16 protein-coding genes are annotated in these 18,068 nt (G+C 70.1%); 6 read left to right on the top strand and 10 right to left on the bottom strand.

All coding sequences use genetic code 11. The features are described 5' to 3' along the window. Positions 1 to 61: 61 nt before the first annotated feature. Together WBG79_RS01050 and WBG79_RS01045 are read right to left on the bottom strand one after the other, a co-directional pair. The gene (locus WBG79_RS01050; protein ID WP_337355256.1) at positions 62 to 1,927 is read right to left on the bottom strand and encodes an extracellular solute-binding protein; all 1,866 of its coding nucleotides are present in this window, start codon (positions 1,925 to 1,927) and stop codon (positions 62 to 64) included. 204 nt (positions 1,928 to 2,131) lie between these two features. Beyond that, on the bottom strand, positions 2,132 to 2,683 hold the full coding sequence (locus tag WBG79_RS01045) for a c-type cytochrome (RefSeq protein WP_337355255.1): 552 nt from the start codon (positions 2,681 to 2,683) through the stop codon (positions 2,132 to 2,134). A gap of 236 nt (positions 2,684 to 2,919) precedes the next feature. Between WBG79_RS01045 and WBG79_RS01040 the strand changes: the two genes are divergently transcribed. From WBG79_RS01040 to WBG79_RS01025, 4 genes are all read left to right on the top strand, one after another. After that, positions 2,920 to 3,654: a 3-deoxy-manno-octulosonate cytidylyltransferase gene (locus WBG79_RS01040; RefSeq protein WP_337355254.1), complete on the top strand. Its 735-nt coding sequence runs from the start codon at positions 2,920 to 2,922 to the stop codon at positions 3,652 to 3,654. Positions 3,655 to 3,691: 37 nt separating this feature from the next. Further along, positions 3,692 to 4,579, top strand: coding sequence for a prephenate dehydratase (locus WBG79_RS01035; RefSeq protein WP_337355253.1), 888 nt, complete (start codon positions 3,692 to 3,694; stop codon positions 4,577 to 4,579). Positions 4,580 to 4,697: 118 nt separating this feature from the next. After that, positions 4,698 to 5,612: an acetylglutamate kinase gene (gene argB, locus WBG79_RS01030; protein WP_337355252.1), complete on the top strand. Its 915-nt coding sequence runs from the start codon at positions 4,698 to 4,700 to the stop codon at positions 5,610 to 5,612. A 134-nt stretch (positions 5,613 to 5,746) separates the two neighbouring features. Beyond that, the gene (locus tag WBG79_RS01025) at positions 5,747 to 6,481 is read left to right on the top strand and encodes a pyrimidine 5'-nucleotidase (protein WP_337355251.1); all 735 of its coding nucleotides are present in this window, start codon (positions 5,747 to 5,749) and stop codon (positions 6,479 to 6,481) included. Positions 6,482 to 6,657: 176 nt separating this feature from the next. On the opposite strand, the gene WBG79_RS01020 is transcribed toward WBG79_RS01025, so the two are convergent. The 8 genes from WBG79_RS01020 to WBG79_RS00985 all read right to left on the bottom strand — a co-directional run bounded on the left by WBG79_RS01020 (position 6,658) and on the right by WBG79_RS00985 (position 16,630). Further along, positions 6,658 to 7,980, bottom strand: coding sequence for a M16 family metallopeptidase (locus WBG79_RS01020; protein WP_337355250.1), 1,323 nt, complete (start codon positions 7,978 to 7,980; stop codon positions 6,658 to 6,660). Positions 7,981 to 8,071: 91 nt separating this feature from the next. Continuing rightward, the gene (locus tag WBG79_RS01015; protein ID WP_337355249.1) at positions 8,072 to 9,616 is read right to left on the bottom strand and encodes a M16 family metallopeptidase; all 1,545 of its coding nucleotides are present in this window, start codon (positions 9,614 to 9,616) and stop codon (positions 8,072 to 8,074) included. 116 nt (positions 9,617 to 9,732) lie between these two features. Beyond that, the gene (locus tag WBG79_RS01010; protein ID WP_337355248.1) at positions 9,733 to 10,356 is read right to left on the bottom strand and encodes a hypothetical protein; all 624 of its coding nucleotides are present in this window, start codon (positions 10,354 to 10,356) and stop codon (positions 9,733 to 9,735) included. A gap of 99 nt (positions 10,357 to 10,455) precedes the next feature. Further along, a complete protein-coding gene (gene lspA, locus WBG79_RS01005; RefSeq protein ID WP_337355247.1) occupies positions 10,456 to 10,956 on the bottom strand; it encodes a signal peptidase II in 501 nt (166 codons plus the stop codon). Between the two features lie 43 nt (positions 10,957 to 10,999). Further along, positions 11,000 to 13,939 carry an isoleucine--tRNA ligase gene (gene ileS, locus WBG79_RS01000; RefSeq protein WP_337355246.1) on the bottom strand — a complete coding sequence of 980 codons (2,940 nt, stop codon included), beginning with the start codon at positions 13,937 to 13,939 and terminating at the stop codon, positions 11,000 to 11,002. 248 nt (positions 13,940 to 14,187) lie between these two features. Then, entirely contained in the window at positions 14,188 to 15,102 is a 915-nt protein-coding gene (locus tag WBG79_RS00995) for a DMT family transporter (protein WP_337355245.1), read from the bottom strand. After that, positions 15,099 to 16,103: a bifunctional riboflavin kinase/FAD synthetase gene (locus tag WBG79_RS00990; RefSeq protein ID WP_337355244.1), complete on the bottom strand. Its 1,005-nt coding sequence runs from the start codon at positions 16,101 to 16,103 to the stop codon at positions 15,099 to 15,101. The genes WBG79_RS00995 and WBG79_RS00990 overlap by 4 nt, the downstream gene beginning before the upstream one ends. Positions 16,104 to 16,186: 83 nt before the next feature. Beyond that, entirely contained in the window at positions 16,187 to 16,630 is a 444-nt protein-coding gene (locus WBG79_RS00985; protein WP_337355243.1) for a MaoC family dehydratase, read from the bottom strand. 280 nt (positions 16,631 to 16,910) lie between these two features. On the opposite strand from WBG79_RS00985, the gene WBG79_RS00980 reads away from it, so the two are divergent. Then, the gene (locus WBG79_RS00980; protein ID WP_337355242.1) at positions 16,911 to 17,294 is read left to right on the top strand and encodes a response regulator; all 384 of its coding nucleotides are present in this window, start codon (positions 16,911 to 16,913) and stop codon (positions 17,292 to 17,294) included. A gap of 74 nt (positions 17,295 to 17,368) precedes the next feature. After that, complete coding sequence (locus WBG79_RS00975; RefSeq protein ID WP_337355241.1) at positions 17,369 to 18,037, top strand: protein phosphatase CheZ; 669 nt, start codon at positions 17,369 to 17,371, stop codon at positions 18,035 to 18,037. Positions 18,038 to 18,068 lie beyond the last annotated feature (31 nt).

Genomic DNA, 18,068 nt, shown 5'->3' with positions numbered 1-18,068 from the left:
GGCAGCGCGAGGGCGGCCGCGAGACCGCCCGTCACCTGCCGGCGGTCGAGCCGGGGGCCGTTCACTTGCGGGTCCCCACCTTGGCGGCCTTGTCGGCGTCCCACCACCAGGTCGTCGGGAAGCCGGGCGGGAAATAGTCCGGCATGGTCTCGGGCCTGCCGAAGCGGTCCCAACGGGCCGTCCGCAGGTAGCCGTAGTGCCACTGCGGGATCATGTACTGGTTCCACAGCAGCACGCGGTCGAGGGCCTTGGTGGCGGCCACCAGGTCCTCGCGGTTCGGCGCGTAGATGATCGAGCGGATCAGGCTGTCGACCGCCTCGTTCTTGATGCCCGCCACGTTGGCGGACCCCTGGATGTCGGCGGCTTCCGAGCCCCAGTAATAGAGCTGCTCGTTGCCGGGCGAGAGCGACTGGCCGAAGGAGTTGATAATCATGTCGAAGTCGCGCGCCCGGGTGCGGTTCTCGTACTGGGCGTCGTCGACGATGCGGACCACGAGGTCGATGCCGAGCAGCTTCAGGCTTTCGCGATAGGGAACCGCGACGCGCTCGAAGGTCGGCGCGTCGAGCAGGAACTCAATGGTGAGCGGCTGCTTGGTGTCGGTCTTGACCAGCCGGCCGCCCTGATTCTCGTAGCCCGCCTCCTTGAGGAGCGTCAGGGCCTGGCGCAGGTTCGCCCGCATCGCGGTCTGGTCGCCGCCGACCGGGTTCTTGTACTCGGTCGTGAACACCTCGGGCGGGATCTTGGCCTTGAGCGGTTCCAGGAACTTCAGCTCGTCGGGTCCGGGAAGGCCCGTGGCGGCGAGCTCCATGGGGGCGAAGTAGCTGTTCGTGCGCTGGTACTGGTCGTAGAAGGCGGTGCGGTTCAGCGTCTCGAAGTCGAAGGCGAGGTTGAGGGCGCGGCGGACGCGGACGTCCTTGAACTTGTCCCGGCGCAGGTTGACCACGAAGGCCTGCATGCCGCCCGAGCTCTTCTGCTCGAAGCGCTCCAGGATGACGCGCCCGTCCGACTTGGCCGGGAACTCGTAGGCCGTCGCCCAGTTCTTGGCCGAGGTCTCGACACGGAAGTCGTAGTTGTCGCCCTTGAAGGCCTCAAGGGCGACCTGCGGATCGCGGTAGTAGTCGTAGCGGATCTCGTCGAAATTGTTCTGCCCGACCTTGGCCGGCAGGCCCTCGCCCCAGTAGTCCTTCACGCGCTCGTACGCGATCGTGCGGCCCGGCTCGAAGGACTTGACCCGGTAGGGGCCGCTGCCGAGCGGGACCTCCAGGCTGGTGTTGCGCACGTTGCGCGGCTGACCGTCGGGACCCTTGCCCTCCCACCAGTGCTTCGGCAGCACGGTGATCTGGCCGACGATCTGCGGCAGTTCCCGGTTCCCGGCCTGGTCGAACGTGAAGGTGACCTCCCGCTCGCCGGTGACCTTCGCCTCCTTCACGTGATTGTAGTACTTGGCGAAATTCGGGTTGGTCTCGCGCTGGATCTCGTAAGACCAGAGCACGTCCTCGGGCGTGATCGGCTTGCCGTCGTGCCACTTGGCCCTGGGGTCGAGCCGGAAGGATACCCAGGAGAAGTCGGCGGGATAGCGCAGCGCCTCGGCGATCTCGCCGTACTGGCTGGACGGCTCGTCGAGCGAACTCGTCATCAGGCTGTCGTAGAGGTTGCCGATGCCGGCCGCGAGATTGCCCTTCAGCGTGACCGCTATGTTCAGGTTGTCGAAGGTGCCCTGGGCGGCGAACCGCACCGTGCCGCCCTTCGGGGCGTTCGGGTTGACGTAGTCGAAGCGCTTGAAGTCCGCCGGATACTTGATGTCCCCCATGAGGGACGCGCCGTGCCGCCAGGCCGGCTCCTCGGCATGGCTCCGACCGGGCAGGGCCACGGCCGTCAGGAGCGCGAGGGCGAGGGCGAAGAGCGGGCGGGCGGCGGGCTGGACCATCGGGCGGAGTCACTCCTGTCCTGTCGTCAGTCGGGCGACGATATGAGCCGCCCGATCTGCATGTCCACATGGGTCACGAGATTATGACGAAAATAGTCGGGCCGCGTTCCCGGGACCCGTCGCGGCGCCTCGGAAAGCACGAGGCCCATGCGAAAAGGCCGGGCGCGACGGCCCGGCCTGGAGATCCGCTGATGCCGGCGCCCGTCAGGGCTTCGGCAGGGGGCTGTCGGCCTGGTTGCGCAGGAACTCGATGACGGCCGCGCGCTCCTCGGGCTTGGGCAGGCCCTTGAAGGACATCTTGGTGCCCTTCACGACGCCGGCCGGGTTCTCGAGGAACTTGTCGAGGTGGTCGAAGTCCCACTTCTGGCCGGCGGATGCGCCTTCCTTCATGCCGCCCGAATAGGCGAAGCCGTCGGCGTGCGCGAGCGGACCGCCGACCACGCCCCAGAGGTTCGGGCCGGTGCCGTTCTTGCCGCCCTTCTCCACGTTGTGGCAGGAGCTGCACTTGGAGAAGACCTTCTTGCCGTCATCGGCGGTCGCGACCTTGAGCCGCTCGCCGATCGGGGCCGCCGCGGCGGCGCCCGAGGCGGCCTGTCCGCCGGCTGCCGCGCCGCCTTCCTGGACCGCCACCACGTAGCCCGGCTGGGCGGGCTTCTCGACATGGAAGATCGCCTCGGCGAGGAGGCCGATGCCCATCGCGAAGACGCCGGCGCCGAGCAGGGCCCCGGCCATCTTGTTCAGTTCGAAGGAATCCATCGGGTCGATGCTCCGGTGATCCGGTCTGGCGGTCCGCCGGCGGATCCGCGTCCGGGCCGGGGGCCGGCCCTCGCGGCCGCGGTCCGGGAAAGCCCGGATGGGACCTGGGGTTCTGCGTTGCGCGCGGAAACTACACTTTCCAGCGCACGTGTCCATACGTATAAAGCGGCCGCCGGTCCAGACCAGACCCTCTTCCGTCTAATCCGTCCCGTGCCCGTCGCCCGAGAAGGCCGCCCATGTCCCTGTCCGCCCTGGTGCTGATTCCCTCCCGCCTGAGCGCCACGCGCCTGCCGGGCAAGCCGCTCGCCGACATCCTGGGCGATCCCATGATCGTCCATGTCTGGCGGCGCGCCCGCGAGGCCGACATCGGGCCCGTGGTGGTCGCCTGCGACGACGAGCGCATCGCCGAGGCGGTGCGGGCCGCCGGCGGCGAGGCCGTCATGACCAGCCCGGCGCACCCGACCGGGTCCGACCGCATCTTCGAGGCGCTGCGCCGCTACGATCCCGACGGCCGCTTCGACGTGGTCGTCAACGTGCAGGGCGACCTGCCGACCATCGAGGCCTCGGCGGTGCGCGCCGCCTTCGCGCCTCTGGACGACGCGAGCGTCGACATCGCCACCATCGCGGCCGAGATCGCCGTCGAGGAGGAGCGCACCAACCCGAATGTCGTCAAGGTGGTCGGCACCCCGATCGGACCCGACCGCCTGCGCGCCCTCTATTTCACGCGCGCCACGGCGCCCACCGGCGCCGGGCCGCTCTACCACCACATCGGCCTCTATGCCTATCGCCGCGCCGCCCTGGAGCGCTTCGTCACGCTGCCGCCGGCGCCGCTCGAGACGCGCGAGAAGCTCGAGCAGCTGCGCGCGCTGGAGAACGGCATGCGCATCGACGTCGGCATCGTCGACACGGTGCCGCTCGGGGTCGACACGCCCGAGGATCTGGAAAAAGCCCGCCGCATGCTCGCGCGCTGAAGCGCACGCCGCGGGGCAAGCAGGAAGGAAGCACGGAATGATCGGCCGCAAGAAGATCGTCTTCCAGGGCGAGCCCGGAGCGAATTCCCACATCGCCTGCCGGGAGGTCTATCCCGACTACGAGGCGGTGCCCTGCCAGACCTTCGAAGACTGCTTCGCGGCGATCGAGGGCGGCAGCGCCGATCTCGGCATGATCCCGGTCGAGAACTCGATCGCGGGCCGGGTCGCCGACATTCACCATCTCCTGCCGCAGTCGAGCCTGCACATCATCGGCGAGTACTTCCTGCCGATCCGTCACCAGCTCATGGCGCTGAAGGGGACGGCGCTCGCCGACCTCAAGACGGTACAGAGCCACCCGCAGGCGCTCGGCCAGTGCCGCAACGCGCTCCGGAGCCTGGGCCTGACGGCGGTCGTCGGCGCCGACACCGCCGGCTCGGCCCGGGAGATCGCCGAGCGCGGCGATCCGAGCCAGGGCGCCATCGCGTCGCGGCTCGCCGCGGATATCTACGGGCTCGACATCCTGAAGTCCGACATCGAGGACGAGGCGCACAACACCACGCGCTTCATCATCCTGTCGCGCCAGGACCTGCGCGCGGCGCCCGGCATCGGGCCGATCGTCACGACCTTCGTGTTCGAGGTGCGCAACGTGCCGGCGGCGCTCTACAAGGCGCTCGGCGGCTTCGCCACGAACGGCATCAACATGACCCGGCTGGAAAGCTACATGGTCGGCGGCACCTTCACGGCGACCCAGTTCCTGGCCGACGTCGACGGCCATCCGGAGGAGCGGCCGCTGGCGCTGGCGCTGGAGGAGCTCGGCTTCTTCGCCCAGTACCGCATCCTCGGGGTCTACCGGGCGAGCCCGTTCCGCGAGCGGGTGCGCGACGGCGAGGCCGCCCGGCACCGGCCGGCGGTCGCCGGCATGTGACATCGCGCCGCCGGGCCGGCGGGGCGCGCCGCCGGCGGGGAGCCCTGCCGGGCCGGCGGTTGTGTCCGCGCGCACCTTTGCTTAAGAGACCTCCGTCCCCTCCCGCCGGAGCCCGCCCATGACCGTCGTCAAGACCTTGTCCGAGAAGTCCGAGGCCGAACTCGTCGCCGAGGCCGGGATCCTCTCCAAGGCGCTGCCCTACATGCTCCGCTACGACGACAAGACGGTCGTGGTGAAGTTCGGCGGGCATGCGATGGGCGACCCGGCGCTCGGCCGCGCCTTCGCGGAGGACATCACGCTCCTCAAGCTCGCTGGCGTGAACCCGGTCGTGGTGCACGGCGGCGGGCCGCAGATCAACGCCATGCTGGACCGGCTCGGCATCAAGTCGGAATTCGCCGGCGGCATGCGGGTGACCGACCGGGCGACCGTCGAGGTGGTCGAGATGGTCCTCGCCGGCTCGATCAACAAGGAGATCGTGCAGTCGATCGGCCAGGCCGGCGGCCGCGCGATCGGCCTCACCGGCAAGGACGGCAACATGGTCACGGCGACCAAGCTGACCCGCACGGTCCGCGACCCGAAGACCGGTGCCGAGACCGAGGTCGACCTCGGCTTCGTGGGCGACCCGAAGACCGTGCGCACCGCCGTCCTGCAGGTGCTCGCGCGCTCGGAGATCATCCCGGTCCTCGCCCCGGTCTGCCCGGGCGAGGACGGCGAGACCTACAACGTCAACGCCGACACCTTCGCGGGCGCCATCGCGGGCGCGCTCGGGGCGTCGCGCCTCCTGTTCCTGACCGACGTGCCCGGGGTGCTGGACCGCGACAAGAACCTCATCAAGGAGCTGTCGCGCGCCGACGCCCTGCGGCTGATCGAGGACGGCACGATCTCGGGCGGCATGATCCCGAAGGTCGAGACCTGCCTGGAGGCGCTCGACCGCGGCGTCGAGGCGGTCGTCATCCTGAACGGCAAGGTGCCGCACGCGGTCCTGCTCGAGCTCTTCACCGAGCACGGGGCCGGCACGCTCATCACGCAGTAGTGCGTCTTTTCGGCCGCCCGGGGGTTGCCGGACGGTCGGAACAGGCCGACATTGGATGGTCCGACCCCGGCGGGCGGCCCCTCGCCGCCCGCGAACGGAACCCTAACCGGTTCCGTGCTGCCATCGGACCCATGATGCTGAGCACAGAAACACCCGTCTCCGCCCCGAAGCCCGAGGACCGTGCGGCCCGCTTCGCACATGTCGACACCTGGGTCTTCGACCTGGACAACACGCTCTACCCGGCCCATTCCAACCTCTTCGGCCAGGTCGACGTGCGCATCCGCGACTATGTCCGCGTGCTTCTCGACACCGACGAGGAGGAGGCGCAGCGGCTCCAGCGCGGGTGGTACCAGCAGTACGGCACGACGCTGCGCGGCCTGATGATCGAGCACGGCATCTCGCCGGACGCCTTCCTGGAATATGTCCACGACATCGACCACTCGGTCCTGGCCCCCGACCCCGCCCTCGGCGACGCCATCGAGGCCCTGCCCGGCCGCAAGTTCATCATGACCAACGGCAGCCGCAAGCACGCGGAGAAGACCGCCCGCGCGCTCGGCATTGCGCACCATTTCGAGGACGTGTTCGACATCGTGGCGGCCGGCCTGTTGCCGAAGCCGCACCGGGACGCCTACGACATCTTTCTGAAGCTGCACGGCATCGAACCGAAGCGCTCGGCCATGTTCGAGGACCTGTCGCGCAACCTCGCGGTGCCGCACGGGCTCGGCATGCGCACCGTGCTGGTGGTCCCGCAGCGGACCCGGGAGGTGTTCCGCGAGGCCTGGGAGATGGACGGCCGCGACGCGCCGCACGTGGACTTCGTCACCGACCACCTCTCCGGCTTCCTGGAGGCGATCCGGTCCGGCCGATAGGGCGCGGGCGGCTCATACCGGTCGCGCGAAGTGCCCACCTTTCGATCTGTCATTGCCGGGCTTGTCCCGGCAATCCATTCCACGAGTAAGAAACTCCCGTCGTGAATGCCCGGGACATGCCCGGGCATGACAGAAACGAAGTCCCGGCAACGGGTCGAGACGCCATTAGCCTGGGATCAGCTGCCGCTCGGGCCCACCGTCACGACCGTGAGGTCCTTGGACAGGAGCCGACGGGCGACCCGCTTGACGTCGTCGAGCGTAACCGCGTCGATCAGGGCGTTGCGGCGGTCGATGTAGTCGATGCCGAGGTCGTCCATCTGGATGGCGAGGAGTTGGCCGGCGATCTTGTCGGAGGTGTCGAAGCGGAGCGCGTAGGAGCCGGTCAGGTAGGCCTTGGCCTTGTCGAGCTCGGCGGCGGTCGGTCCGACCTCGGCCATGCGGCGGATCTGCTGGCGGATCACCTCGATGCTCTCCCCGGCGCGGTCCGCGCGGGTGCCGAGGCCGCCGTAGAAGAGCCCGGCGTGGTCGTAGGGGGCGAGCGCGGTGAAGACCGAGTAGGCGAGGCCGCGCTTCTCGCGCACCTCCTCGTAGAGCCAGGACGAGAAGGAACCGCCGCCCAGGATATGGTTCATCACGAAGCCCGGGATGAAGTCCGGGTCCTTGCGCTTCAGGCCCTCGGTGGCGAGCCGGATGACCGTCTGCGGGATCGGCAGGCTCTCGGCGACGGTCACGCCGGTGCGCGGGGTGACGTCCGGAACGGGCGTGAGGCGGGCTGTGGCGGGCAGGTCGCCGAAGGTGCGGTCGAGCAGGGGGCCGAGCGTCTTGGCGTCGATGGCGCCGACCACCGCGATCTTGAGGTTGTCCCGGGCGAAGACGCGGGCGTGGTAGTCGCGGATGTCGGACGCCGTGATGGCCGCCACCGACGCCTCGTCGCCGTTGGAGGGGCGACCGTAGGGATGGTCGGGGAAGAGCGTCCGCGCCCAGACCCGCCCGGCGATGGATTCCGGATCGCGCAACTCGCGCCGGAGCCCGGCGATCGCCTGGACGCGCATGCGCTCCACCGCCTCCGCGTCGAAGCGGGGCTTCGAGACCGAGAGGCGCAGGAGATCGAAGGCGGCGTCGCGGTTCTGCGACAGGGTCTTCATCTCGCCGAAGAAGGCGTCCCGGCTGTCCTCGTAGGAGAGCCGGATGGAGAGGTCGGACAGGCGCTCCTGGAACTGCTGGCTGTCGAGTTCGCCCGCGCCCTCGTCGAGCAGGGTCGAAAGCAGGTTCGCGAGCCCGGCCTTGCCGGCCGGATCCTGCGCGGAGCCCCCGCGGAAGGCGAAGTTCACCGCCACCAGCGGCACCGTGTGCTCCTCGACCAGCCAGGCCTCGATGCCGCCGGGGCTGACGACGCGCTGGATCTCGACCGCGCCGGCGGGGGCGGCCCCGAGGAGGGGTGCGACGGCGAGGGCGGCCGCCAGGGCCAGGGGACGGAGGCTGCGGAAAACGGCCATCATGGGGATTCGCATCCTGATCGGTCGGAAACGGGATGCCGCCGCCGGGGCGGCGGAACGGGCCGGCGCTCGGGGACGGGCGCCCTTGCGGGGCTCAGCGGATCGCGCCGGCGCCCGGACCGGCCACCGGCCATTGCGCCCGCGCGCTCGGCCTCTTGCCGGTCGGCGGGGCGGGGAGCAGGTAGGCCGTGACGCTGCCTTCCGGCACGAGATACTTCTCGGCCACCTTCTTCACGTCCGCGGCCGTGACCGCATAGACCCGGCCCGGCCACCTCTGGACGTCCTCGACGGTGGAGCCGGTGGTCAGCGCGGTGCCGAAGATGCGGGCGAGCGAGGCCTGGCTGTCCTGGGCGTGGATGGCGGTTGCGACGATCTTGCGCTTGGCGCGCGTCAGCTCCGCCTCGTTGACGCCGTCGCGGACGACCGCGGCGAGAGCCTCGTCGAGGGCGGCCTTGAGGGCATCCAGGGTCACGCCGTCGCGCGGGGTGGCGTAGAAGAGCAGCTTGGTGTCGTCCCAGGCGGTCGACTGGTAGTAGCCGCCCGCCGAGGAGGCGAGGCCCTTGCCGACCACCAGGTCGCGATAGAGGCGGCTCGTCGAGCCGGAACCGATGATCTCGGCGAGCACGTCGATCGCCTCGGCCTCGCCCTTCTCGGCGGTCCGGTAGGAGGGCACCACCCAGCCCATGCGCAGGCTCGGCTGGGTGACGCGTTCGTCGGCGAGCGTGACCGTGCGGCTCGCGAGCGACGGCGGCTCCGTGGGCCGGACGCGCTCGCCCGGCTCGGCCCGGCGCGGAACCTTGCCGTAGGTGTCCTCGGCCAGCTTGCGGATCTCGGCCGGCTGCACGTCCCCCGCCACGATCAGGATGGCGTTGTTGGGCGTGTACCAGAGATTGTAGAAGTCGATCGCGTCCTTGGCGGTCAGCGTCTCGATCTCGTGCCGCCAGCCGATGACCGGGATGCGGTACGGGCTCGAGCGATAGAGCGCGGCGTCCATCGCCTCGCCGAGCTGGGCGGACGGGTCGTTGTCGGTGCGCTGGCTGCGCTCCTCGAGGACGACCTGGAGCTCCGGCTTGGCGGTCGCCTCGACGAGCTCGAGGTTCGCCATGCGGTCGGCCTCCAGCTTCATCATCAGCGGCAGGTGCTCCTTGGCGACGCGCTGGAAGTAGCCGGTGTAGTCGTTGGACGTGAAGGCGTTCTCCTGGCCGCCCAGGGTCGACACGGTGCGCGAGAAGGCGCCGGCCGGATTGGCCTTCGTGCCCTTGAACATGAGGTGCTCGAGGTAGTGGGCGATGCCCGACTGCCCCGGACGCTCGTCGGCCGAGCCGACCTTGTACCAGACCATGTGGGTGACGACGGGCGCGCGGCCGTCCGGGATGACGACCACCTGCAGGCCGTTGGCGAGCGTGAAGGTCGCCACGTTGCCGCCGATCACGGGGGCAGGCGGGAGGGGGTCGGTCGCCGCCGGCAGGGTGGCGGCCGTCTGGTTCGCCACCTTCAGGTCGGTCTGGGCCCCGGCGGGCGCGGCGAGGCCGAGCGAGCCGGCGAGGAGGAGGGCGGCCAGGGCCGGGCGGAGCCCGGAGGAGGCCGGCAGGAACGCGGATATCCGGGCACGGGGCCGCTGCGGACGCTGCAAGGTCATGGATCCTCGTGGCAGGACGACGGGAACGATCGCCGACACCATATAGCGACGGTCAATCGGGCGCCCATGTGGCGCCCGTCACGCTTGCGTGAGTCCGGATGTGGAGACGCCACGCCTCAGAGCGGCCACCAGCTCGGCTTCCAGGAGGACTTCTCCTCGGCCGGCTCGAGCGGCGCGTTCGGGGACGGCTTGCGGTACTCGACCGGCGGCTCGACCAGCGAGCGGCGCGGCCCCGGGTTCTTGGCGAGGGCGAGGGCCTCCTGGTTGCGAACGGACTGGCCCCTCATCTCCTCCGGCGTCAGCCGGCGCCCGGCGGCCCGGTCGTCCGTGTCGTAGCGGGTGCGGCCCGCGCCCTCGATCCTGTAGCGGGCGAGCTCGTCCGGGGTCCAGGCGCGGCCCGGATCGGGCTGGCCCTTCTCGGCGGCCTTCGCCATGGCGAGGTCGACGTCCTCCTGATTGCGCGGGAAATTACCGGTCAGCGCGTTCGGGTCCTGGGGGGCCGGCAGCTCGCGCTTCGGCGGGACGACCAGGGGGGCGCGCGGCTTGTACTCGATCGGCCGCTCCTTCGGGTCGATCGCGCCCATGCTGGACATCAGGCCCTTGATCAGATTCTTGTCGATCGCCTCGTCTTCCTGTCCCTCGTCGACGAAGCCCGACGTGGAGCTGGCGCAACCGGCGAGGCCGAGGGCCAGGACCAGGATGGCCGGACGAAGTAGGCGGGGGCAGGCGGACATCGTCACCGGAAACCTCATGCTCGGGCCGCGGCGGCCGGGCGCCCGCCTCAGAGAATCAGCAAGGCCGCGCCGTCTCGGCAGCATCGGGGCGGAAGTCTTGCGAAGTCACGAAGACCCCGACTTTGTGGCGCCCGTGGGGCCGGAGAAGGCCATCTCATACAGGAGACCCGCCACACCGGCAACGATCCACACGTCGGCGAGGTTGAACACGTACCAGGACAGGGACCGATCCGGCAGGAACAGGTGCACGAAATCCACGACCGCGCCGTAGGCGGAGCGGTCGATGGCGTTGCCGACCGCGCCGCCGAGGATCAGCCCGAGCGACAGCGCCTCGAGCCGCCGCTCGGTGCGGCCGAGCCAGACCACGATCAGCACCGAGGCGGCGAGCGAGAGCACCACCAGGAGCCAGCGGCCGAGGTCGCCCTCCTGGCGGAGGAGCCCGTACGAGATGCCGTAGTTCCAGACAAGGCGGAACTCCGCGAAGGGGGCGATCGCGACCGGGCCCGTCTCGCCGAGATCGGCGACGCGCAGGACGTAGAGCTTGGAGGCCTGGTCGAGGGCCAGCCCGACGGCGGCCACGAGGAGGCCGAGGACGCGGGGCGTCATCGGCCGGGCCCCGCGGGCCGACCCTCGTGCCGGAAGCGCCCGCTCACGCGGCGCGTCCCCGGCGGCTTTCCCACTCGCGCATCGCGGCGGCGTCGCGGGGCGTGAGGTCCGGGTAGGCCGGGTCGGCGCCGACCTCCGTGCTGATCTTCCAGGAGCGGGCGCACTTGCGGCCCTCGGCGGGCTTCGGCACGACCGCGACGCCGGCGACCTCGTCGATCCGGATCGCGTCGGCCGGCCCCTCGCCGGCCAGCACGGTGAGGCCGCTCGTGATGGCGATCTCGGCCATGTCGACCGAACAGGCCGCCGTCCGCAGCGCCTCGTCGGCGACGTAGACGACGGGGGCGGCCTCGAGGGAGGAGCCGATCCGCTTGGCGGCGCGCTCCAGTTCGAGGGCGCCGGTGACGGCCCGCCGGACCCGGCGGACCCGCGCCCACTTGGCGGCGAGCGCGTCGTCGCGCCAGTCGGCGGGCAGTTCGCGGAAGAGCTCCAGGTGGACGGAGCGCTCCTCCGACCGGTGCCGGAGCGTCCAGGCCTCCTCCATGGTGAAGGGCAGCATGGGGGCGAGCCAGGTGACGATCGCGTCGAAGAGCCGGTCGACCACCGTCAGGGCCGCGCGCCGCCGGACCGAGGAATAGGGGTCGCAGTAGAGCGCGTCCTTGCGGATGTCGAAGTAGAAGGCCGACAGGTCGACGACCATGAAGTTCATCAGCACATGCACGATGCGCTTGAAGTCGTAGGCCGCGTAGCCGGCGCGCACCTCGTCGCCGACCTCGGCGAGGCGGTGCAGCATGAAGCGCTCGAGCTCCGGCATCTCGGCGAGCGGGACCTCGTCGCCGGGCTCGTGGTGGGCGAGGGTGCCGAGCATCCAGCGCAGCGTGTTGCGCAGCTTGCGGTAGGCCTCCGCGTTGGTCTTCATGATCTCTGGGCCGATGCGGAGGTCGTCCGCATAGTCGGAGGTGACGACCCAGAGCCGCAGGATGTCGGCGCCGGAGGTCTTGATGACGTCCTGCGGGGCGACGATGTTGCCGAGCGACTTCGACATCTTGCGGCCGTCCTCGGCCATGACGAAGCCGTGGGTCAGGACCGAGTCGTAGGGGGCCCGGCCGCGGGTGCCGCAGCTCTCCAGGAGCGAGGAGTGGAACCAGCCGCGGTGCTGGTCCGAGCCCTCCAGGTACATGTCCGCCGGCCACTTCAGGTCCGGCCGCTTCTCCAGCACGAAGGCGTGGGTGGAGCCACTGTCGAACCAGACGTCCAGGATGTCGTTCACCTTCCGCCACTTCGGCAGGTCGTCCACGAGCCCGCCGAGGAAGCGCTCCTCCGCGCCCTCGGCGTACCAGGCGTCGGCGCCCTCGGCCTTGAAGGCGTCGTAGACGCGGCGGGTCAGCGCGTCGTTGTGGGCGAAGTCCGGTCCCGGCGCGAGGCGGCCGGTGTCCTCGTGGCGGAACACGGCGATCGGCACGCCCCAGGCGCGCTGGCGCGAGACGACCCAGTCCGGCCGGCCGGCGATCATGCCTTCCAGCCGGTTCTGCCCCTGCGGCGGGTAGAAGGTGGTCTCCGCGATGGCCTTGAGCGACCGGGCGCGCAGCGTGTCGCCCTGGCCGTCGATGTCGCGGTCCATGTGGATGAACCATTGCGGCGTGTTGCGGAAGATGACCGGCTTCTTCGACCGCCAGGAATGCGGGTACTGGTGCTTCAGGCGGCCGCGCGCCACCAGGGCGCCGGCGTCCGCCAGCGCCTGGATGACCGCCCCGTTGGCGTCGCCCTTCTCGCCCTTGTCGGTGATCACCCGGCGGTTCTCGAAGCCGGGGGCCTGGGCGGTGAAATAGCCGTCGTCGTCGACCGTGAAGGGGATCGTCGGGTCGATGCCGCGCGCCTGCAGGGTCCGCGCATGGTGCATCCAGGCCTCGAAGTCCTCGCGGCCGTGGCCCGGGGCGGTGTGGACAAAGCCGGTGCCCGCATCGTCGGAGACGTGGTCGCCCTCGAGCATGGGCACCATGAAGCCGTAGCCGAGAGCGGCGAGCGGGTGCTTGCAGGCGATGCCGGCGAGATCATGCTCCGAGAGCGCCTCGCGCTTCTCGAAGGAGTCCACCTTCGCGGCGCGCATCACCTCCTCGGCCAGCCGGTCGGCGAGGATCAGGCGGTCGCCGGCCTTCGCCCAATTGCCTTCCGGCGCGGCCGTCACCTCGTAGACCCCGTAGGCGACCTTGGACGAATACGCGATGGCGCGGTTGCCCGGGATGGTCCAGGGGGTCGTCGTCCAGATGACCACCGAGGCGCCGGCCACTGCGGCCGGGCCGACCACCACCGGGAACTTCACCCAGATCGTGTCCGACTGGTAGTCCTGGTACTCGACCTCGGCCTCGGCGAGCGCGGTCTTCTCGACGACCGACCACATGACCGGCTTGGAGCCGCGGTAGAGCTGGCCCGAGACCGCGAACTTCTGCAGCTCGGTGGCGATCACGGCCTCGGCCTCGTAGGCCATGGTCAGGTAGGGGTTTTCGAAGTCGCCCTCGACGCCGAGCCGCTTGAACTCGGCCGCCTGCACGCCGATCCAGTGCTCGGCGAACTGCCGGCACTCCTTGCGGAACTCGACCGCCGGCACCTCGTCCTTGTTGCGGCCCTTGGCGCGGTACTGCTCCTCGATCTTCCATTCGATGGGCAGGCCGTGGCAGTCCCAGCCGGGGACGTAGTTGGAGTCGTAGCCCTCCATCTGCTTGAAGCGCGTGATGACGTCCTTGAGGATCTTGTTGAGCGCGTGGCCGATGTGGAGGTTGCCGTTGGCGTACGGCGGGCCGTCGTGCAGCACGAACAGGGGGCGGCCCTTGGCGGCCTCGCGCAGGCGGCGGTACAGGCCCGTCGACTGCCAGCGCTCCAGGATCTTCGGCTCCTTCTCGGGCAGGCCGGCGCGCATGGGGAAGTCGGTGACGGGGAGGAAGAGCGTCTCCGAATAGTCTCGGGTCGCGGAGGCGGACGTGTCGTTCATCGGTCAACTCGGATCGGACGGGACAGGGGCGGCGGCCTCGAGGGGCCGCGCCGCGGGGCGAGGCTTAGGAAGTCCCGGACCTCGACCGGGTCGCGATCAGGCGCGCCCGGAGGAGGCCGGGCCCGTAATTCGGCGGAGGTCCCGCCCGGTCGCGTGAAGCCGACGCATGCGTGCTCGTTCCCGAGGTCGAAGGATGGCGGCGGTTCTACCAGCGCCGGGGCGGTTGGGGAAGCCCGGATCGCGCCTCGTCACGCGGCCTTGCCCGCCTCGCGCCGCACGATCGCCAGGCCCGAGCCGACGATCAGGACGATGCCGGCCCAGGTCGGCCCGTCCGGGAAGTCGCCGAAGACCAGGAAGCCGAGGGTCGTGGCGCTGATGATCTCCAGGTAGTTGAGCGGCGCCAGCACGGCGGCCGGCGCGCTCTCGAAGGCCTTGACCACGAGCCCGTGGGTGACGAGCGAGATCAGGCCGATGCCGAGGAACATCAGCCAGTCGGAGCCGGCCGGCATGCGCGCCGCGGCGCCCTCGAGGCCGAGGAGGGTCGCGACCGCGAGCGCGGCGCCGAGCAGGAGCGTGCCGCCGAGGCCGGTGACGAACTGGGTCGCCATCAGGGTGCCGGTGCCGGCCAGGATGCGGGTGATCAGGAGGTAGCCGGAGAACAGGCAGGCGGTGCCGAGCGGCATCAGCGCGTGGATGCCGAAGACCTGCCAGCTCGGGCGCACGATGACGAGCGCACCCAGGAAGCCGACCGCGCAGGCCAGCCAGCGGCGGCGGTCGACCCGCTCCTTGAGAACCAGGGCCGACAGGGCGGTCAGGATCATGGGCTGGACGAAGAAGACCGCCAGGGCGTCGGTGAGCGGCATGACGCGGAGCGCGGTGAAGAACAGGAGCGTCGCCCCGGCGAGGCAGAAGCCGCGCATGAGGTGGACCCCGAAGCGGGGCGGCAGGAGCGTGCGGAGCGCGCCGGTGGCCGCCGCGAAGGCCAGGGCGAGCAGCATCTGGACGAGCATGCGCCCGAAGGCGACCTCCAGGGGCGGCAGGCGCTGGGCGAGCAGCTTGGCGAGGATGTCCATGGCCGGCACGATCACCATCGCGGCGGTCATCAGCCCCATGCCGCGGAGCGTCTGCGCATCCCGCGCCGGGCCGGCGGCGGCGAGGCTCACGGGTCTTCGCCGAGGGCGCGGTCGAGGGCCGTGCCGGGGCCGACGGCGCCGAGCACCGCGCGCGCCTCGGCGGTGTCCCGGTGCATCTGTGCCACGAGCGCCTCGACGCCGTCGAAGCGCTGCTCGGGCCGGAGCCAGGACACGAAGGTGACGACCGCGGTGCGGCCGTAGAGGTCGCCGGCGAAATCGAGGAGGTAGGTCTCGAGCAGCGGGGCGCCGTTGTCGAACTGGGGCCGCCGGCCGTAGCTGGCGACGCCCTGGTGGACCGCGGCGCCGACCGCGACCGTGACGGCGTAGATCCCGTGGCGCAGGCGGCAGTCCGGGCCGAGGCGCATGTTGGCGGTCGGGAAGCCGAGCTCGCGGCCGCGCTTCTCGCCGTGCACCACCTCGGCCTCGACGAACCAGCGGTAGCCGAGCAGGCCCTGGGCGAGGCCGAGATCGCCCGCCGCGAGCGCGTCGCGGATGCGGCTCGACGAGACCGGCTCGGCGCCCTCGTCCGCGAAGGCCTCGACGATCTCCACCGAGAAGCCGTCCCGGGCGCCGCGCGCGGCCAGGAAGGCCGGCGAGCCGCCACGGGCGCGGCCGAAGTGAAAGTCGTAGCCGACCACCGCGTCGGTGATGCCCAGGCGGCCGAGCAGGATGTCGGACACGAAGGCGTCCGCCTCGATGGATGCGAAGGCGCGGTCGAAGGGGACGACCAGGAGGCCGTCGAGGCCCAGCGCCCGCATCAGGCGGGCCTTGGGGCCGGGCGGGGTCAGCCGGAATACGGGCTGGTCGGGCCTGAAGACGGTGCGCGGATGCGGCTCGAAGGTCATGGCCAGCACCGGCCGGCCGGCGGCCTGCCCGCGATCCAGCGCCTCCGCGAGAACCGCCTGGTGGCCGCGATGGACGCCGTCGAAGTTGCCGATGGCGACGACGCCGCCCGTCAGCGCGGCCGGGATCGCGTCCAGGGTCTCGACCAGATGGAACGGGCGCCGGTCCGCGGCGGCGGGATCATGCATGTCGCTTCGGCTGTCCGGCTGACGAACGGGTCGGCCGGACCCTGCCCCGCCGGGTTTCTCCGGTCAAGCCGTGCGAAGGGCGGTCAGGCCGCCTGCGGGCGGCTCGGCACCATGACGGTCGCCTCGCCCTCGAGCACCACCTGGCCGTCGACCGAACATTCGCAGTGCAGCCGGCAACGGCGGCCCTTCTCGACGAGTTCGATCACCTCCACGTCGACCACCACAACGTCGCCGATGCGGACGGGGCCCTTGAAGTTGAGGGTCTGGGACATGTAGACGGCGCCCGGCCCGGGCAGGCGGGTGCCGAGGATCGCCGAGATCAGGCTCGCGGTGTAGAGCCCGTGGGCGATGCGCTGGCCGAAGCGCGTCTTCGAGGCATAGACGTCGGAGAGATGCAGCGGGTTGTCGTCGCCGGAGATCTGGGCGAAGCCGACGACGTCCGAGTCCATCACGGTCTTCATGATGGTTTCGCGCATGCCGACCTTCAGGTCCTCGAAATGATAGGTCTTCAGGATGGGGATCGTCATGTCGCCTTGGGTCCGCGTTCGGCCGGGATGGCGCGGAGGCTAGGATCGGGGTGGGGGCCGCGCAAGTCGACATATTGTCGTGTCCCGGCGGCGCGTGGTCGCGCGGCTTTCTCTCATGACCCAACGTCATTTCTCCTATTAACGGAATTTTCTGAAGGTCAGTCGTATGTTGGCGGCGGGCAGAGGGAGGGGGCACGCTAGGAGCCCTCGACCAGGACCGATTGAATGACCGGACTTCGGAGTAAAGGGGATTTCCGAAGCCCAAGAGTGGAGTATGCAGATGGCGCTCGATCTTTCGATGCCGATCCTGGTGGTTGACGATTACAAAACCATGATCCGGATTATCCGGAACCTCCTGAAGCAGCTCGGCTTCGAGGACGTGGACGAGGCCGCCGACGGCACCGAGGCTTTCGCCAAGATGAAGGAGCGCCGCTACGGCCTCGTCATCTCGGACTGGAACATGGAGCCGATGACCGGATACGAGCTCCTGAAGCACGTCCGCGCCGATACGTCGCTGGGCAAGACGCCGTTCATCATGGTCACGGCGGAATCCAAGACCGAGAACGTGATCGCCGCCAAGAAGGCGGGCGTCAACAACTACATCGTGAAGCCGTTCAACGCGCAGACGCTGAAGGGCAAGATCGAAGCGGTCTTCAACGACTGACGAGCTCGACCCTGCGGGGCGCGCGAGGGACCGCGGCGGGTGCCATACCCGCCGGTCGGGCGAGGAGTCACATCATGGCTGAGGCCGCGACGGCCCAAATCGAACGCCTCGTCGAGTTCCTGCAGAAGGGCCGCGAGGACGTCAGGCTGCACGACGTCATCGATCTCGCTGAGAGGATGGCGCAGGTGCTCGACGACGCGGTCGCGGGCACGGACGCCATGCTGTACGGCGAATTCCGCGCCATCCTGGCCGAAATTTCGACCCTGAAGCGCGAGGTCGCCCAGCTCGGCCCGGACCAGTTCCGCTTCGACCGCATCCCCGAGGCCGGGCGCGAGCTCGACGCGGTCGTAGAAGCCACCCAGGAGGCGACCGAGACCATCATGTCGGCCGCCGAGGCCATCATGGGGGCGGACGCGTCCGACCCGGAGGCCTACAAGGCGCTGGTCGACGAGAAGATGATCCTGGTCTTCGAGGCCTGCTCGTTCCAGGACCTGACCGGGCAGCGCATCCGCAAGGTGGTCAAGACCCTGAACTGGATCGAGAGCCGCATCACCAACATCGGCCGCAAGCTGAACATCGCGGACGGGCCCGCGGAAGATATCGAGGAGACCGAGGACGAGCGGCGGATGCGCGAGCTCATCCTGCACGGGCCCCAGCACAAGGGCCAAGGCGTCAGCCAGACGGCGGTCGACGACTTCTTCGCGAGCTCCGACCAGGACGACATCGACAAGCTGTTCTCGTAACGGGGGCCTCGGGCACGGAGCGACCCGCAGG

The sequence above is a fragment of the Prosthecomicrobium sp. N25 genome, from assembly GCF_037203705.1.
Lineage (GTDB): Bacteria > Pseudomonadota > Alphaproteobacteria > Rhizobiales > Ancalomicrobiaceae > Prosthecodimorpha.
This window is presented reverse-complemented; position numbering and strand designations above follow the sequence as displayed.

Bases quoted from the DNA above. Each gene is read 5' to 3' on its own strand.
- WBG79_RS01050 (WP_337355256.1), bottom strand. From the start codon at position 1,927: ATGGTCCAGCCCGCCGCCCGCCCGCTCTTCGCCCTCGCCCTCGCGCTC.
- WBG79_RS01045 (WP_337355255.1), bottom strand. From the start codon at position 2,683: ATGGATTCCTTCGAACTGAACAAGATGGCCGGGGCCCTGCTCGGCGCC.
- WBG79_RS01040 (WP_337355254.1), top strand. From the start codon at position 2,920: ATGTCCCTGTCCGCCCTGGTGCTGATTCCCTCCCGCCTGAGCGCCACG.
- WBG79_RS01035 (WP_337355253.1), top strand. From the start codon at position 3,692: ATGATCGGCCGCAAGAAGATCGTCTTCCAGGGCGAGCCCGGAGCGAAT.
- argB (WP_337355252.1), top strand. From the start codon at position 4,698: ATGACCGTCGTCAAGACCTTGTCCGAGAAGTCCGAGGCCGAACTCGTC.
- WBG79_RS01025 (WP_337355251.1), top strand. From the start codon at position 5,747: ATGCTGAGCACAGAAACACCCGTCTCCGCCCCGAAGCCCGAGGACCGT.
- WBG79_RS01020 (WP_337355250.1), bottom strand. From the start codon at position 7,980: ATGATGGCCGTTTTCCGCAGCCTCCGTCCCCTGGCCCTGGCGGCCGCC.
- WBG79_RS01015 (WP_337355249.1), bottom strand. From the start codon at position 9,616: ATGACCTTGCAGCGTCCGCAGCGGCCCCGTGCCCGGATATCCGCGTTC.
- lspA (WP_337355247.1), bottom strand. From the start codon at position 10,956: ATGACGCCCCGCGTCCTCGGCCTCCTCGTGGCCGCCGTCGGGCTGGCC.
- ileS (WP_337355246.1), bottom strand. From the start codon at position 13,939: ATGAACGACACGTCCGCCTCCGCGACCCGAGACTATTCGGAGACGCTC.
- WBG79_RS00990 (WP_337355244.1), bottom strand. From the start codon at position 16,103: ATGCATGATCCCGCCGCCGCGGACCGGCGCCCGTTCCATCTGGTCGAG.
- WBG79_RS00985 (WP_337355243.1), bottom strand. From the start codon at position 16,630: ATGACGATCCCCATCCTGAAGACCTATCATTTCGAGGACCTGAAGGTC.
- WBG79_RS00980 (WP_337355242.1), top strand. From the start codon at position 16,911: ATGGCGCTCGATCTTTCGATGCCGATCCTGGTGGTTGACGATTACAAA.
- WBG79_RS00975 (WP_337355241.1), top strand. From the start codon at position 17,369: ATGGCTGAGGCCGCGACGGCCCAAATCGAACGCCTCGTCGAGTTCCTG.